The organism is Streptomyces sp. NBC_01006 (genome assembly GCF_045162725.1).
Lineage (GTDB): Bacteria > Actinomycetota > Actinomycetes > Streptomycetales > Streptomycetaceae > Streptomyces.
In genome coordinates, this window is the sequence record NZ_CP108700.1 from 7,971,249 (window position 1) to 7,987,622 (window position 16,374).

Annotated in this window: 9 protein-coding genes; 3 read left to right on the forward strand and 6 right to left on the reverse strand. The window is 73.1% G+C overall.

Annotation, left to right across the window (positions count from 1 at the left end; genetic code table 11):
• Positions 1 to 347 precede the first annotated feature (347 nt).
• On the forward strand, positions 348 to 1,241 hold the full coding sequence (locus OG509_RS36240; RefSeq protein WP_406186812.1) for a LysR family transcriptional regulator: 894 nt from the start codon (positions 348 to 350) through the stop codon (positions 1,239 to 1,241).
• A gap of 131 nt (positions 1,242 to 1,372) precedes the next feature.
• Positions 1,373 to 2,602, forward strand: coding sequence for a putative Ig domain-containing protein (locus OG509_RS36245; RefSeq protein ID WP_406186813.1), 1,230 nt, complete (start codon positions 1,373 to 1,375; stop codon positions 2,600 to 2,602).
• A 24-nt stretch (positions 2,603 to 2,626) separates the two neighbouring features.
• Here OG509_RS36245 and OG509_RS36250 read toward each other — a convergent pair whose 3' ends face one another.
• The 6 genes from OG509_RS36250 to OG509_RS36275 form a co-directional block, all read right to left on the reverse strand.
• Positions 2,627 to 6,913 carry a molybdopterin-dependent oxidoreductase gene (locus OG509_RS36250; protein ID WP_406186814.1) on the reverse strand — a complete coding sequence of 1,429 codons (4,287 nt, stop codon included), beginning with the start codon at positions 6,911 to 6,913 and terminating at the stop codon, positions 2,627 to 2,629.
• Between the two features lie 197 nt (positions 6,914 to 7,110).
• Positions 7,111 to 8,187 carry a substrate-binding domain-containing protein gene (locus OG509_RS36255; RefSeq protein WP_406187789.1) on the reverse strand — a complete coding sequence of 359 codons (1,077 nt, stop codon included), beginning with the start codon at positions 8,185 to 8,187 and terminating at the stop codon, positions 7,111 to 7,113.
• A gap of 95 nt (positions 8,188 to 8,282) precedes the next feature.
• Entirely contained in the window at positions 8,283 to 9,356 is a 1,074-nt protein-coding gene (locus OG509_RS36260; RefSeq protein ID WP_406186815.1) for an ABC transporter permease, read from the reverse strand.
• Complete coding sequence (locus tag OG509_RS36265; RefSeq protein ID WP_406187791.1) at positions 9,353 to 10,852, reverse strand: sugar ABC transporter ATP-binding protein; 1,500 nt, start codon at positions 10,850 to 10,852, stop codon at positions 9,353 to 9,355. The genes OG509_RS36260 and OG509_RS36265 overlap by 4 nt, the downstream gene beginning before the upstream one ends.
• Before the next feature lie 188 nt (positions 10,853 to 11,040).
• Positions 11,041 to 13,803, reverse strand: coding sequence for a SpoIIE family protein phosphatase (locus OG509_RS36270; RefSeq protein WP_406186816.1), 2,763 nt, complete (start codon positions 13,801 to 13,803; stop codon positions 11,041 to 11,043).
• 106 nt (positions 13,804 to 13,909) lie between these two features.
• Entirely contained in the window at positions 13,910 to 14,839 is a 930-nt protein-coding gene (locus OG509_RS36275; RefSeq protein ID WP_406186817.1) for a cyclase family protein, read from the reverse strand.
• Between the two features lie 281 nt (positions 14,840 to 15,120).
• Here OG509_RS36275 and OG509_RS36280 point away from each other — a divergent pair, with 281 nt between their 5' ends.
• Positions 15,121 to 16,140 carry a PP2C family protein-serine/threonine phosphatase gene (locus OG509_RS36280; protein ID WP_406186818.1) on the forward strand — a complete coding sequence of 340 codons (1,020 nt, stop codon included), beginning with the start codon at positions 15,121 to 15,123 and terminating at the stop codon, positions 16,138 to 16,140.
• Positions 16,141 to 16,374: the final 234 nt, after the last annotated feature.

Here is a 16,374-nt window from a genome sequence, read left to right on the forward strand (position 1 = left end):
GGGTGGGACGGGCTTGAACGTTGGTCAATTCCCCTGACGCCGGGATGCATCGTGCGGTGGCCGCCGTGCACTGTCAACGGCTATGCGGAGTAAGGTCCTTCACGTACCGGACGGCTCAGGCGCACCCCGACGGCTTCACCTGCCGGCTCCTGTCAGGCCGCCGACCTGCGGTATTCCCCGGCGGGGCGGGCGCCGCCGGAGCCGGGGCCGACGCAGGGCAGGGGCCCGGTCTCATGCCCGGCCGGTATGCCTCGGCGCCCTCTGGGTATGAGCACCTCGCCAAATTCGTGCAGTTGTTCACCATGACGCCCCTTACAGGGTCAACCTCGCGCGGTTACCGTCCGGTCATGACCCCCACACTCGCGCAGCTTCGTTACCTCGTCGCCGTCGCGGACTGCGGTTCCATCACCGGCGCGGCCGCCTCGGTCTTCGTTGCCCAGTCCGCCCTGTCGCGGGCCGTCCAGGCCATGGAGCGCGACCTCGGCATCGAGCTCCTCGCCCGCCGGGGCAGAGGGGTGGACCTCACCGCCGAAGGCACCCGGGTGGTCCGGCTGGCCCGTACCGTGCTCGACGCGGTGGACGCCATCGACGACATCGGGACCCCGATCGGCAAGGGCGGACGGACCACCCTCACCCTCGTCGCCACCCCCACCCTGGCCCTCGACCTGGCCTCCGAGTTGGTCCCGGCGTACACCGCGCGCCACCCCGGCGTGCACGTACGGCTCCACCAGCACGACGGCCGGGAGTCGCTGGTACAGGAACTCCTGGACGGGACATCCGAGTTGGCCCTGGTGGACCTGCCCGTCGACAAGGAGCTGTCCACGCACCACATCCAGGAGCGCGAGGTGGTGCTGGTCTCGCCCCTCGGCGCCCGGCTGCCCGACCCGGTGCCGTTCCGGATGCTCGACGGGCTCCCGATGGTGCTGCCGACCCCGGGCACCGGGCGGCGTACCGAGATGGAGGCCATGTTCAGCTGCCTCGGGGTCCGGCCCGTGCCCGCGTTCGAGGTCGACGAGCGGCTCGCCTGGGTGACCGGTGTGACCGACGGACGCGGCTCCCTCATCTGGTACCGGGACGTGGTACTGAGGGCCTTCGGCAGCCGCGCCGAGATCCGCTCCTTCACCCCGCCGCTGCTGCGCCCGGTGGGCATCGCGCACGCCCGTCGGCCGCTGACCCGCGCCGCCCGGGCGTTCATCGCGCACGCCCGGCACAACGCCCCCGTCCGGGAGCCGGCGCGCTGACCGGAAGCCGCCGGAAGCCACCGGAACCCGCCGGGTTTCGGCCAGGCATGCCGGCCCGGCATTGAATGATGCTCAAACGGGGGGTCGCCGGGCCTGGCGATCACCATCTGATGTGCCATCACATGGTGCGCATGTCTCGACTCCTCACACCCCCACGGGCCGCCGCCCTCGCGACCGCGGCCCTCGCCACCGTGCTGCCGGCCACCGCATGGCCGGCCGCCGGCCCGGCCGGCGCCGCCACCGGCCCGGCCGCCGCCCCCGGAGCCGGGGCCGCGGCCGCCGCGCTCGCCCCGGAACGCAAGTGCACGCTGCCCGGCGGCATGGCCGAACTCAGCGGGCTCGCCATGAGCCGCGAGCACCCGGGCATCTTCTACGCCGTCAACGACAGCGGCAACACCAACCAGGTCTTCGCCGTCGACTGCACGGGTGCAACCGGCCAACTCAAGGCGACCTACACCCTTTCCGGCGTCGGCAACACCGACTGGGAGGGGCTCACGATCGGCAAGGACGCGTCCGGGCAGCCGGTGATCCTGGTGGGCGACATCGGGGACAACTTCAGCGGCCGTGCCGAGATCCTCGTGCACTCCTTCGCCGAGCCCGACCAGCTCGCCAACGCCACAGTGACCCCGGTGACCTACAAGTTCGCCTACGCGGACGGCCGGCACGACGCCGAATCCCTGCTCGCCGACCCCCTCACCGGTCAGCTCTACATCGCGAGCAAGCTCATCGGAGCGGCGGGCCGGCTGTACAAGGCCCCGCTGCCCCCGCAGACCGGACAGGTCAACACGCTCACCGGGGTCCGGCCCGGCCCGGTCTTCACCACCGACGGCGCCTTCTCGCCGTCGGGCGCCTCGTACACCCTGCGCAGCGGCGGGCCGTTCGGCGCCAACACGGCCTCCGTGTACGACACCGCGGGGACCAAGCTCGCGGACGTCGCCCTCCCCGCGCAGTCACAGGGCGAGACGGTGACCTACTTCGACTGCACGAGCCTGCTCGTCGGGTCGGAGAACGACACCCAGATCTGGCGGGTCCCGCTGCCGCCGGAGGCCGCCCCGGGCTGCGGAAGCACCCCCACGCCCACCCCGACCCCCACCCCCGGTGACCTGAAGCTGACCAACCCCGGCCCCCAGACCTGCAAGTTCAACCAGACCTGCACCATCCAACTCACCGCCACCGGCGGCAAACCCGCCCTCCGCTACACCGCCACCGGACTCCCCCTCGGCCTCACCATCGACACCAACACCGGCCGCATCACCGGCAAACCCTGGGCCACCGGAACCCTCCAAATCACCGCAACCGCCACCGACACCACCACAGCAACCGCCACCACCACCTTCCCCCTCACCATCAACTGGTTCTGAGACCCCGCCCGGCAGCGGAGCCCGTCAGTACACGTCCCGGGCGTACCGCTTCTCGGCGGAGAGCTGCTTCAGGTACGCGGCGGCCTCGTCCTCGGCCAGGCCGCCGTGGGCCACGGCGATGTCGCGCAGCGCCCGGTCCACGTCCTTGGCCATCCGGCTCGCGTCACCGCACACGTAGAAATGGGCGCCCTCCTGCAGCCAGGACCACAACTGGGCGCCCTGTTCGCGCATCCGGTCCTGGACGTAGACCTTGGCCCGCTGGTCACGGGAGAACGCCAGGTCCAGCCGGCTGAGCGTGCCGTGCCGGTGCAGCTCCTCCAGCTCCTCGCGGTAGTAGAAATCGGTGGCCCGGCGCTGCTCGCCGAAGAACAGCCAGTTCCCGCCGTGGTGGCCGAGGGCGCGGCGGTGTTCCAGGAAGGCCATGAACGGGGCGATCCCGGTGCCCGGGCCGACCATCACGGCCGGTGTCTCGGGTCCTGCGGGCGGACGGAAGTGCGCCGAGCGCTGGACGAACAGCGGTACGGGACTGCCCGGTTCGGAGTCGGCGAGGAAGGTGGAGGCCACGCCCTTGCGGTGGTGGCGGCGTGGACCCTCGTAGCGCAGGACCGAGACGGTGAGGCTGGCCTCGCGCGGGTCGACGAGAGGGCTGGAGGATATGGAGTACAGGCGCGGCTGGAGCCGTTTGAGGCGTTCGGCCCACTCCTGGGCGCTGAGCCGGACCGGGAACTCGGCCAGGACGTCCACGGGTTGGCGTCCCCAGATCCAGCGGGCGAGGCCGTCCTTGTTCTCGGGGCGCGTCAGCTGCCGGAGCCTGCGGTCGCCGGTGTGCTCGGTGACGAAGCGCAGCAGGTCGGGCGTGACACGGGTGATGTCCAGGTGCAGGCGCAGCGCCCGGGCGAAGGGCATGGGCCGGTCGTGCCCGGGTACGGCGACCTCGGCATCGGCGGCCAGCCCGGTTGCGGCCAGCCATTCCGTCACCAGCTCAGGGCAGTTGACCGGCTGGATGCCGAGCGCATCGCCCGCCTCGTACGCCGGGCCGTCCTCGCCGAGGCCGAAGGTGAACCGCCTTACCTCCTTGGTGGCGTCGGCCAGACTCAGCAGCCGGTTGCCGGACAGCCGGGCGGTGTGCCGGGCGGCGGCGGCCCTGCCCGGGGTCGCGGCGGGCCGGGGCGGCCCGGCGGCTGCCACCGGGGGCGCGGCGCCGGCCGCCAGGGCCGTGCGTACCTGCCCCAGCCACCGGACGGCGGACTCCTCGTCATCGGGCTCGCAGTCCACGCGCGGCAGGAGGCGCCGGGCTCCGAGCTCTTCGAGGCGCCGGTCGAGCCGGCGTCCGTGGCCGCAGAAGGAGTCGTACGAGGAGTCCCCGAGGGCGAACACCGTGTACCGGACGTCCTCCAGCCGGGGCGCGTCGGGCGCGCTGAGCGCCTCCCAGAACGCGGCTCCGTTGTCCGGGGCGTCGCCGTCGCCGAAGGTGCTCGTGACGACCAGCAGGTCCGTGCCGGGCCCGAGGGAGGCGGGCGGCCGGTCGGCCATGCTGTGCACGGCCGCCGCGGAGCCGTCCTGGGCCAGCGCCGCGCCGACGGTAGCGGCGAGGGCCTCGGCGTTGCCCGTCTGGGAGGCCCACAGGACCACGGTCTGCCGGGTCGGCGGCGTACCCGCGGTGGCGGGGTCCGGCGCCGGAGCGGCGGGTGGCGCCGCGGCCGGAGCGGCGGACGCGGGCACCGCGGCGAGGGCCGTCGCCGTACGGGAGTACGTGCCGGCGAGCACCCCGTCGACCCAGAGCGAGTGCTCTTCCTCGAAGGGGGCGCCGGTGGGAAGGAGCGGGACGTCCGTACCGGGCGGTGCGGAGGCGAGCCCGGCGAGGAATCCCGCGAGGTACTGGCGCTCCCGGTCGGAGAGGGCTGGCGGCGCGTGCCCGTCCAGCCCGAACAGGGAGGTGAGGGCGGGGACCGCGGTCGCCGGCCGGACCGTCACCGGCTGCTTCAGCGTCGTCGTGGTACTGCCGGGTCCGGTCCCCTCGGCCGCGGCGGCGCCGGACCCGCCCAGGGCCTCGGTGGAGGGCGCGGCCGCGGCAACCGGTACCCGTGTCCTGGCCAGCGTCACCGCACACACCTTGAACTCGGGCTGGAAGGAAAGGGGGTCGACGGCGTCGCTGGTGACCGCGTTGACGCTGAGGTACTCGCCGAACAGGTCGTTCCAGTGGAACGGGGCGAAGCAGTTCCCGGGCCGCACCCGGTCGGTGACGACGGCCGGCAGGACCGCCCGGCCGCGCCGCGAAGCCACCTCCACCCCGTCGCCCTCCGCGATGCCCAGGGCGGCCGCGTCCTGCGGGTGGATCTCCACGAACGGGCCCGGGTCGAGCTTGTTCAGCTTGGCGACCCTGCCCGTCTTGGTGAGGGTGTGCCACTGGTGCTGGAGGCGCCCGGTGTTCAGGACGAACGGGTAGTCGTCATCGGGGAGTTCGGCGGCCGGGAGGTGCGGGCGGGCGAAGAAGGAGGCCCGCCCGGAGGCGGTGGGGAAGACCAGGCGCGGACGGCTGCCGTCCGGGTGCTCGGCCGGTGTCTGGCTGACGCCGTCGTTGAGGTACCGGACCGGGTTGCGGTCCGGTCCGCCCGGGGCGGCCGGCCACTGCACCGGCCCGCCGCGCAGCCGCTCGTACGAGACGCCCCGCAGGTCCCAGCCGGTCGTGGGGTTCCAGGCACGCCGCAGCTCCTCGAAGACCTCCTCGGAGCTGCGGTACGTGAAGGCTTCGGCGAATCCCATCTCGCAGGCCACGCGGGCGATCAACTGCCAGTCGGGCAGGGCCTGTCCGGGCGGGTCGACGGCGCCCCGGACCAGGGTGAGGTTGCGCTCGGAATTGACCATCACCCCGTCCGCCTCTGCCCAGAGGGTGGCGGGGAGCACGATGTCCGCGTAGGCGTTGGTCTCGGTCTCCGCGAACACGTCCTGGGTGATGACGAGTTCGGCGGTCTCCAGGGCCTTGATGACCGTACTGCGGTTGGCGACGGAGGCGACCGGGTTGGTGCAGATGATCCAGCAGGCCCGTATCTCGCCGGCCGCCATCTTCTCGAACATCTCGACGGTGCCGCGTCCGACGTCGGTGCGCAGGGTGCCCTCCGGCAGACCCCACAACTCCTCCGTGAAGCGCCGGTCCCCGTCGACGAGGACCGACCGCTGGCCGGGCAGGCCCGGTCCCATGTAGCCCATCTCCCGGCCGCCCATGGCGTTGGGCTGACCGGTCAGGGAGAAGGGGCCGCTGCCGGGGCGGCAGATCGCCCCGGTGGCCAGGTGCAGGTTGACCAGGGCGTTGGTGTTCCAGGTGCCGTGGGTGGACTGGTTGAGGCCCATGGTCCAGCAGCTCATCCACTCGTCCGCCTCGCCGATCCAGCGGGCGGCCAGCCGAATGTCCGCCTCCGGTATCCCGGTGATCTCGGCGACCGTCGCGGGCGGGTAGTCCCGCAGGAAGGCGGGCATGTCCTCCCAGCCCTCGGTGTGCTCGGCGATGAAGGCCGGGTCGGTCCGGCCGCCCTCGACCAGCAGGTGCAGCAGCCCGTTGAGGAGGGCGAGGTCGGTGCCCGGCCGTATCTGCAGGAACAGGTCCGCCTTGTCGGCGGTGGCGCTCCGCCGGGGGTCGACGACGATCAGCTTGGCGCCGGCGGATTTGACCCGGTCCATCATCCGCAGGAAGAGGATGGGGTGGCAGTCGGCCATGTTGGAGCCGATCACGAAGAAGGCATCGGCCCGCTCGAAGTCCTCGTACGAGCCGGGCGGCCCGTCGGCGCCCAGCGAGAGCTTGTAGCCGGTGCCGGCGCTCGCCATGCACAGCCGGGAGTTCGACTCGATCTGGTTCGTGCGCAGGAACCCCTTGGCCAGCTTGTTGGCCAGGTACTGGGCCTCCAGGGACATCTGACCGGAGACGTACAGGCTCAGCGCGTCGGGGCCGTGCGCGTCGAGGACGGCCCGCAGCCGCTGGGCCGTCCGGGTGATGGCCGCGTCCACGGCCACGGCGGCGGGCTCGGCCCCCCGCTCTTCGCGGACCAGGGCGGTCCCGAGCCGGCCGGGCGCGGCCAGCAGGTCCGCGTGGGTGGCGCCCTTGGTGCACAGCCGCCCGGCGTTGGCCGGGTGCTGCTTGTCGCCGACGGCCTTGGCCACCGTACGGCGGCCGTCGGTGCCCCGGGCGATGTCCAGCACGATCCCGCAGCCGACGCCGCAGTACGAGCAGACCGTCCGTACGGATCCGGTGGCCGAGGCCCCTGCGGCTGGGGCCGCCGCTTCCCGTATGCGTGCGTTCGCAGCTTCCGCCTCGGACACAGGAGACCTCCTCGGAGAACACCGGCCGACCCCCAGAACCCCGGGCGCCGCGGCCGTGTGCAGGTCGATCCGGTGGCGCCCAACGTAGGAAATCCCTGTTGCGCCCATGTGACGCGCGGCGGCGCCCCGGGGTTACAAGCGGCTGCGTGGGCGCCCCCACCGGCCGTGAGGCGCGCATCCACGCAAACACGACCGGGTCAGCCGTGCCAGATCTTCTCGTACGCCTCCTGGTAGCCCTCGGGGTCCCAGGAGGCGGCACCGGCGCTGTTCTCGGCCGTCGCGATGTGGACGGGAGCCACGTATCCGCTGGCCGGCTGCCCGGCGAACGCGCGGTTGAACTCGTCGACGATCTGCCAGCCCTGCTGCGAGAGCGGCTCCGGGACGGTGGCGGCCTGGTACTGCTCGCTCTTGATGCGCCGGAAGGCGGACGGGTCCCCGTCCCCGGCGCCGATGTTGAAGGGCGGCCCGGCGCCGGGCTTGCCGGCGGCGCGGAAGGCGGGCGCGGCATCGTCGAAGTAGAGGTCGTTGATGGCGACGGAGTACGTCCACCGCTTCTGGAACCGGGACAGCAGTGAGGCGACCTCCTGGGGGGTGCGCCGGCTCGCGTCCGGGATCGGGATGTTCTTGTGGGCCAGGAGCTCGACGCCCGGGCAGGCGGCGAGCCGCTGCTCGATCAGCTTGGACTTCGTACCGGCGAACGGGATCGAGTCGTCGGTGAACACGACGACCCCGGCGGCCCCGCCGGACCGGGCGATGACCCAGTCCGCACTGGCCTTCGCCACCTCCTCCACCTTCGTCGTGACGTTGGTGAAGAGCCGGGGGTTCGTGCTCGGGCCGGGGGAGCTGACCGCGTGCCAGCCGATGAGCGGGATGCCCGCGGCCTCGGCCCGCGCCACCTGCTGCGAGGTCAGCCGGGGATCGAAGCCGCCGATGACGATGCCCGAGGGTTTGAGGGTGACCGCCTGGCTGAGCGCCGCCTGGATGCCGGCCGGGGTGCCCTCCCCGTCGATCACCCGGACGTTCCAGCCGATGGCCTGCGCGGCCTCCTGTACGCCCTTCGCGACTCCCGCGACGCCCGGGTTGGTCATGGTCTGCGCGACGTAGACGAGGGTCTTGCCGGGGACCGCCGCGGGACCGCTGGTGGGGCCGTTCCACGCTGTGTCGGTGCTCTCGGCCCGCTGGACGGCCGCCTTCGCCTCCTGGAGGACGGCCGGGCAGCCGGCGGCGGACGGGCCGGTGGCGTTCGGCGAGCCGCCGCCCCCGCACCCGGCGATGGCGGTGGCGCCGGCGGCCGCGGCCAGCAGGGTGGCGGCCGCGAGGGCGGTCCTGCGGTTCGGGTACTTCGCGTACACAGTGCTCCTGGGCTGGTTTAGGGGGTGGCGGTGGCGGTGCCGATGCCGGTGTCGTCGTCCGCCGTCGCGATGGCGTCGGTACGCAGCCGCCGCCGGGCCGAGTAGCCGGCCAGGCCGACCGCGAGGAGCAGCGTGCAGCCGTTGAACAGCGGGGTGGCCCAGAACTGGGCGCCGAGCTGGCCGATCCCGGCGAGCCCCACGGCCAGGACAGTCACGGCCACGAGGGTGCCGATGGCGTTGGCCCGGCCCGGCCTGATCGCGGTGGAGCCGAGCAGGGCTCCGACGAACGCGGGCAGCAGGTAGTCCAGGCCGACGCTCGGGTTGCCGATCTGCTGCTGCGCGGCGAGCAGCACGCCGGCGAACCCGACGACCGTGCTGGAGCAGGCGAAGGCGTAGACGCAGTACCGGTGGGTGGGGATGCCGAGGATCTCGGCGGCGCGGGGGTTGGAGCCGATGACGTACAGGTACCGGCCGAACGGCAGCCGCTCCAGCACCAGCCAGAGGACGATGACGAGGCCGAGGACGTAGAAGGCGGGGACCGGCAGGCCGAGGAACCGGGCGTCGTAGATGTCGGTGAAGGCGGCCGGGAGACCCTCGGGACCGGGAACGATCCGGCCCCCGTCGGTGATCCAGCCGGTGACGGCGTACATGATGCTGCCGGTGCCGAGCGTGGCGATGAAGGAGTCGATGCGGGCGAACTCGACGATGAGCCCGTTCACGGCGCCGGCCAGCGTCCCTCCGGCGACGACCGTGAGGCAGGCGAGCGGCCAGGGCCAGCCCTTCTCGACGATGAGGAACAGCACCAGGACGTGGGCCAGGCCCAGGCCGTAGCCGATGGACAGGTCGAACTTGCCGCTCGCGATGGGGACCGTCACACCGAGCGCCAGGATGGCCGGGATCGACTGGTTGGAAAGGATCGAGGAGACGTTGTCCCGCGTGGGGAAGGTGTCCGGCAGGACGACGGAGAAGAGCAGGAACAGCAGGACGGTCAGGGACAGCAGGCCGTACGTGCCGATGAAGTGCCCGTGGCCGCGCCGGTGCCCGCGCCCGTGCCGCCGAGCCGGAGGCGTGAGGCGGGACGACGGGCTCACCGGCCCTCCGGGCTTCCGGTGATCGCGGGCAGGGCCGAGGCGGTGCGGGTGAGTTCGGTGACGTTCAGCGCTTCCCCCGCAAGCTCGGCCACCACGGTCCCGCGCCCGAACACCAGCGCGCGGTGGCACACGTCGGCGATCTCCTCGAAATCGGTGGAGATGAGCAGGACCGCCAGCCCGGCGGCCAGCGCTTCGTCGAGGAGCCGGTGGATCGACGCCTTGGCGCCGACGTCCACACCGGCCGTCGGCTCTTCGAGGATCAGCAGGCGCAGACGGCCCCGGAGGCGGCGGCCGACCATGACCTTCTGCTGGTTGCCGCCGGACAGGGTGGCGATCGGCACCTCGCTGTCGCGGGGGAGTACGGAGAACCGCTCGATCAGGGCGGCGGCCTCGGCGCGCTCGCGCCGCGGAGCGAGCCAGTGCCAGGCCGGCACTCCGGCTGCCCGGGGATTGGCCAGGAAGTTCTCCCGTACCGTCAGTTCCGCGGCGCAGCCCTCCTCCTGCCGGTTGCCGGCCACGAAGCCGACCCCGGCACCGAGGGCGGCGGCGACCGTACGGGGGTGGTACGGGCGGCCGTCGAGCAGCGCCCGCCCGCCGATCGGCGGCAGCGCGCCGGCGAGGGCGCGGCCGAGGTGCATGTGGCCGGCGCCGGTCAGGCCGACCATGCCGAGGACCTCGCCCTCGCGCAGCTCCAGACTGACGGGTCCGGTGCGTTCCGTCGTCACGTCGTCGAGGCGCAGCACGGGCGGGCGGCCGGCGGATGCGGGCGCGGGGGCTGCGGCGGGGGGCGGGGGCCCGGCCGGTTCGTGGCCCACGATGTCGCGGACGAGCCGGTCCGGGCCGTACGCGGCGAGGGGCCCCTGGCTGACGAGCCGGCCGTCGCGCAGGACGGCGAAGGAGTCGGCGACCTCGTACACCTCGTCGAGCCGGTGGCTGACGTAGAGGATGCCGTGCCCCCGGTCGCGCAGGGCGTGCAGGACGCCGAAGAGGCGCGCGCAGTCCGCGGCGGGGAGGGTGGCGGTCGGCTCGTCGAGGACGAAGAGCTCCGCCCGCCTCGCCAGGCCGCGGGCGATCGCGACCAGTGAGCGTTCGGCGGGCGCGAGGTCGGCGATCCGGGCGTCGGCGTCCAGGTGCCCGGCGACGGTGCCCAGCGCCTCGGCGCAGCGCTCCCGGGTCCGCCGCCAGGAGATCAGGCCGTGGCGGCGCGGGTATCCGGTGCCCAGGGCGATATTCTCGGCGACGGTCATCCATTCGACCAGGCCGAGATCCTGGTGGATGAAGGACATGCTGCGCGAGGCTGCTTCGGAGCCGAGCGGGTGCCCGGCCACGGTCACCTCTCCCGCGTCGGCGCGGTGCACCCCGGCGAGCACCTTGATGAGGGTGGACTTCCCGGCGCCGTTGGGGCCGAGGAGGGCGAGGACGCTGCCGCCGTGGACGTCGAGGCTGACCGCGTCCAGGGCGACGGTGCCGCCGAACCGCTTGCCGAGACCGCGCATCCGGACGAGGGGCTCTGCGCCGGAGCGCGGGGGCGGGGGCGTGGGGGTGTCGGGAGTGGCGGGAGTGTCATGCACGGACTTCTCCGGGGCCGCCTGGGGAGGTGGTGCTGGGGGAGGTACAGCGTGAAGCGGTGAGGACACCGGTGATGCTACTGCCGGCTAGGGGGATATGGGCGATATGTCGGCTGTCAGGCCGCGTCCAGGGCGCATTCGGCCCAGATGACCTTTCCGTGGGTGGTGTACCGAGTGCCCCAGGCGTGGGCGAGCTGCGCGACGAGGAAGAGGCCGCGGCCGCCCTCCTCCGTGCTGGCCGCCCGCCGCAGGTGCGGGGCGGTGCTGCTGCCGTCGGAGACCTCGCAGATCAGCGAGCGGTCGTGGACCAGGCGTACCTGGATGGGCTCGGTGCCGTAGCGGACCGCGTTGGTGACCAGCTCGCTCAGCATCAGCTCGGCGGCGAACGCCAGCTCGTCCAGCCCCCAGTCGGTGAGCTGGCGGGTGGCGGCGGCGCGGACGCCGGCGACCAGGGACGGGTCGGCGGACACGTTCCAGGTGGCGATCCGGTCGGCGGGCACGGTACGGGTGCGGGCGACGAGCAGCGCGATGTCGTCGGCGGGGTGCTCGGGTGCCACGGCGTCGATGACCGCCTGGCAGGTGTCCTCGGGCGAGCGGTCGGGCAGGGCCAGGGCGCGGCTCAGCTGGTCGAGGGCCACGTCGAGGTCACGATCGCGGTCCTCGATCAGACCGTCCGTGTACAGGACCAGCGTGCTGCCCTCGGGGAGCTCGATCTCCGCCGTTTCGAAGGGCAGGCCGCCCAGGCCCAGCGGCGGTCCGGCGGGCAGTTCGGGGAACGTCACCCGGCCGTCCGGGTGGACGAGCGCGGGCGGGGGGTGCCCGGCGCGGGCCATGGTGCACAGTCGCGTCGTGGGGTCGTAGACGGCGTAGAGGCAGGTGGCGCCGACGATGCCGGTGCTGCCGGAGTCGTTGTCACCGCCCTCCTCCCGGTCCAGGCGCACCAGGAGGTTGTCCAGGTGCGTGAGGAGCTCGTCGGGGGCGAGTTCCAGCTCGGCGAAGTTGCGGGCGGCCGTACGCAGCCGGCCCATGGTGGCGGCGGCGTGCAGGCCGTGGCCGACGACGTCCCCCACGAGGAGGGCGACGCGGGTGCCGGAGAGCGGGATGACGTCGAACCAGTCGCCGCCCACCCCGGATTCGGCGGGCAGGTACCGGTGCGCGACCTCGACGGCGCCCTGCTCGGGCATGCCCTGCGGAAGCAGGCTCTCCTGCAGGGCCAGGGCCAGGGTGTGCTCGCGGGTGTAGCGGCGTGCGTTGTCGATGCAGAGCGCGGCGCGGGCCGCGAGCTCCTGGGCCAGCCAGCTGTCGTCCTCCCCGAACGGGGCGGGGTCCTCGGAGCGGTAGAAGCTGGCGATGCCCAGCAGGACGCCGCGGGCGAGAAGGGGGACGGAGATGAGGGAGTGCACGCCGCGGTCGAGGATCCCCCGCGCGTGCTCGGGCTCCTGGTCGATCCAGCCGACGGCCTCCCTGAGGTCGGGCGCCAGCACCGCCTGCCCACTGTCCAGGCACCGCATGTGAGGGGTGCCGGAGCGCAGCTGCACCCGGCCGACCGGGTAGAAGGGGCAGTCCTCGCGTATGCCGTGGACCACCGCGCGGTGCAGCTCGCTCCGGGGATCGGCGGATTCCTCGCCGCGCAGCACCGCCTCCGGCACGTCGATGGTGACGTAGTCGGCCAGGCGCGGGACCGCCGTCTGGGCGAGTTCCCACGCGGTGCGGGTCACGTCCAATGTGGTGCCGATACGGGTGCTGGCCTCGGCCAGCAGCTCCAGGCGGCGGCGCGCCGCGACGGCGTACTTGCCGACTTCCGGCTCGCCCACCAGGACCAGGCCCCTGACCTTGCCGGGGGCGGGTGCGCCGGGGGCGGACGGGTGCGCTCCGGACGGGCCGGGAGGCGCTTCGTGCGTTGCGACGTGCCGTGCTCCGTGCGGCGGTCCCGCGCCGGTCGCGACGGAGAGGTGGTGCGCGGGTGGCGGCTCGCCGGTGAACACGGCCTCGACGACGACGCCCTCCACCCCGGAGAGGCTCGTCACCGGACTGCTCATCAGCGTGACCCCCCGCCCGTGGGGCAGGAACACCTCGACGGCCGTCCGTTGGGTCGAGGAGATGAGCTCCGTGGCCTTCTCCTTGAGGATCATCTGATCGTGCAGGTCCAGCCCGCTGTCGCCGAGCTCCTCCAGCCCGATGGCCGGCCCCTCCCCGGGACCCGCGCCGTTCACGGCCAGGTGGCCGGCGTCGAGGTACGCACGCAGCAGCGCGCGCTCCCGCGCCGAACGCTGCTCCATCAGCCGCCGCTCGATGGATTCCGCAGCCCGGCGGACCAGGACGGGCAGCGCCGGGTGCTCGTAGCCGTGCGGGTACCCGAAGCAGAGCACGCCGACGATGTGCCCGCTCAGGTGGTCGCGGATCGGGGTCGCGGAACAGGCGTTCGACTGGGATCGCTCGGCGAAGTGCTCCGCCCCGTAGACCTGCACCAGGTGCCGCTCGGCGAGCGCGAGACCGATGCCGTTGGTCCCCGCGAACCGCTCGGCGAAGACGAAGCCGGGGACGCTCTGGATGGGGGGCAGGCTCCGGGCCAGGGTGGGTTCCCCGAAGCGGCGCTGGAGCACCGTCCCGTTCCCGTCGGCGAGGGAGACGTTCATCTGGCTGCCCGCGAACCGGGAGGCCAGCTGGTCGAGTACGGGCTGGGCCGCGTGCACGAGCCGGCTGTCCGGGTCGAAATCGTCCCGGTAGGGAAGGTCCGTCTGGTCCGGCGAGAGTCCGAGGGACTGGCAGCGCTGCCACGAGTTCAAGATCGGGCTGCGTACCCCGTCCGCGATCGGCTCGCCCACCAGGAACCGCTCACGGGAGCGTGCGGGGCCGATCTGCTCTCCCGTGGCCCCCATACGCATCACTTCCCCTTACCGAGCGCTCGGCCGCAGCGGGGCGCCACAGCGGAGCGCTTACACCGAGCAAGTGCTTTCCGAGTATATTCCCACCCATTTGTCCGCATCAGAGGATGGCGACCGGATTGACGGGGGAACCCGTCCCGCCGGGCACGTTCAGCGGCGCCACGACGATCATGAACTCGTGGCGCCCCGCCTCGGCGCAGGCGGCCGAGAGCGCCTCCAGGTCCAGGTTGTCCAGCAGCGGCACCCCCATGGCGGCCACGGTGAGGGCGTGGACGGGGGAGTGGACGCCCTCGACCGGCGAGGGGCGCAGGTCGCTGTCCCCGTCCCCGCCGAGCAGGGCGACGGCGCGCTCGGCCAGCATCGGCACGGCGTCCACGTGGAAGCCCGCGCTCGCGGCGTCGGAGTCCCAGGGACCGAGCTCCCGGCTGCGGCGGAAGCGGCCGGAGCGCAGCAGCACCGCGCAGCCCTCGTCGATCGTCACGCCCAGTGCCCGCTCCGCGGCGAGGACGTCCCGCGCGTGGACGGCCTGCCCGGGCTCCAGCCAGTCGACCCCGAGAACGGCCGGCAGGTCGAGGAGCACGCCCTTGGTGACGAGGGGGCCGAGAGCGGCCACCGTACCGAAGCGGGCACCCCCGGAGCCGATGGCCTCCCGCGCCGGGCGGCCCTCGTAGAGTCGCCCCTCGTACGCGACGTGTGACAGCGCGTCCAGGTGGCTCACGGCCTTGCCGTGGTAGTCGACCGCGAGGAAGTCCTTGTACGTGGCGGGCTCCGGGGCCTCGACGTCGCCGAGGTCGGTCATGTGGTGCAGGGCGGGCCTGCGGTTGTCCGGTCCCGGCCGGGTGTCCCAGGGCAGGCCCAGCGGCACCGCCGCTCCGGACCGGACCAGGGCGGCGGCCCTCCGTACGTGGTCCGGAGTGACCCGGTTCCAGGCGCCGCGGTCGGCTGGGGTCCAGCGGCCCCACGTGCGGACCTCGGCGAAGATCGCGTCGAACTCCCGACGGGAGACCCGGCGCTCGGGGCTGCTGCTCATCCGGACTCACCGCTCCCAGGCTCGGCGGGGCCCCGCTCCGGGGGGAGGGCGGGGCCGGGGAGCGGGCGCCCCGCCGCCCGCACCGCGTCACATGCCCGCAGGCCGCGGGCTCTACGCCTGACGGGCCCCGCACGGGCGAACGGTGGCGGCAAACGGCTTCGGCGGCGCAGGCTGGATCCATGCGGGTGCCCTTCCGCTCACCTCCTCGACCGGGAGCAGGCGGCCACCACCAGGTCCTTTTCGTAGTCGCGGAGTGTCTGCCCTTCGCGATCGCGCTCTCGGTGCTGACCATCGAATTCACGCCCGCGCACGTGCTGTACACCGGCCCCCTCCTGGTGGCGACGCCGGCGCTGGCCGCGGTGGCGATGGGTCCCAAGGGCACCCTGGCGGCGGTGGCGCTGGCCGTGGCCGTGAGCGTCACCACCGCCACGTACAACGGGGCCTGGGGCAGCCAGCAGGTCTACACCAACTTCCTGGCCCTGTTCCTGGTGTCGCTGGCGAGCCTCGCGACGAGCAGTACCGTCCGCAAGCGGCGGGAGGACGAACTCGAACAGGTCCGCCGGATCGCCGTGGCGGCCCAGGAAGCCGTGCTGCGGCCCGTCCCGGTCCGGCTGGGTGGCCTGCGCGTGGCCGGCATGTACCTGGCGGCCGAGACGGGGGCGCAGATCGGCGGCGATCTGTACGAGGCCGTGCAGACGCGGTACGGGGTCCGGGTGATCGTGGGCGACGTAAGGGGCAAGGGCCTGCCGGCCGTACGGGCGGCCGCGGCCGTGCTGGGCGCGTTCCGGGAGGCCGTGCACTACGAGGACGAACTGGTGGGGGTCATCGGCCGCTGCGAGGCGGCGCTGCTGCGGGATGCGGCCGTGCCGGGCGTGATCGACCCGGAAGTACTCGTGGAAGGGTTCGTCACCGCGCTGGTGGCACAGGTGCCGGACGGGCCCGTCGTCGAGGTGGTCAATCGCGGCCATCCGCCCCCGCTGCTGCTCCGTGACGGAACGGTCCGCGCCCTGGAGCCCGCCTGCCCGCTGCCGCCGCTCGGTCTGGCGGAGTTCGTCCCCGGGCCTCCCGGTGTGGTGGACAGCTACTCCTTCGCGCCCGGGGACCGTCTGCTCCTCTACACCGACGGCGTCATCGAAGCCCGCAACGGCGCCGGCGACTTCTTCGCCCTGCCCGGGGCGATGGCGGCGGTGGAGGCGGCGCCCGACGCGCAAGGGTTCCTGGACCAGCTGCATCGGGCACTGCTCCGGCACACCCGGCACCGCCTGGCGGACGACGCGGCGATGTTCCTCGTCGACCGGTGAGGATCCGTCCGAGGCGGCGCATGGGACAGGTGTTCGAGCTGGCCTGAATGTCGTTGTACCCCTCCGTAAACGCCGCGCGGGACAAGATCGCCGTATCGAGGTAATGGAAACGGCTCAAGGGGCTGATGGGGCGTGCTGACGGTTAGTGTGCTCCCGGATCTGGACGGATTGCCCGGAATTCCGCCCCCTGACTTTCTTCTTCCACCGGTGACGTGTGCGCGTCGCCGGTCACCG